Origin of the sequence: Methylobacterium sp. WL103, from assembly GCF_008039885.1 — a bacterium.
GTDB classification, from domain to species: Bacteria; Pseudomonadota; Alphaproteobacteria; order Rhizobiales; family Beijerinckiaceae; genus Methylobacterium; species Methylobacterium cerastii.
In genome coordinates, this window is the sequence record NZ_VRUX01001282.1 from 1 (window position 1) to 454 (window position 454).

The 454-nt window shown below is 68.7% G+C and carries 1 pseudogene; it reads right to left on the bottom strand.

The annotated features are described in order from the left end of the window. Nucleotides 1–118 precede the first annotated feature (118 nt). A pseudogene (locus FV222_RS29000) lies at nt 119–454 on the bottom strand (cobaltochelatase subunit CobN); the annotation flags it as partial.

Consider the following 454-nt stretch of genomic DNA (forward strand, 5'->3'; position numbering starts at 1 on the left):
GGACGCTGCCTTCGCCGAGATCGGCGCAACGCTTTTTTTTTTTTATGATACGGCGACCACCGTGTTCTACAGGTAAGGAGTGGTCGTGAGCGTCAGATGTGTATTAGAGACAACGGCAGGTCACGTCGATGCGCGGGCGGTCGAGCAGGGCGAGCGGCAGTACCTCGAAGCCGGTGACGCGGGTGGAGGCGTGGTCCCAGGTCGGGCGCACCCCCATCAGTGCAAGCGCGTGCGCCACGTCCTCGCCGCCGGTGCGCAGGGTCGGCGAGGCCCAAAGGTCCATGACGATGCGGGCGGGATATTCGCCCTCGTCCTGCAGGTGCCGCAGCACGATCGCGGCCGCCGCCTTCTCGCCGAGCAGGGTCGCCGCCCGGGTCGGCAGCGCGCGCGGATCGAGGGTGGTCAGGTTGCGGCCCGTCGGCATCACGTCGGTGCGCCCGCGCGAGGGCGAGCC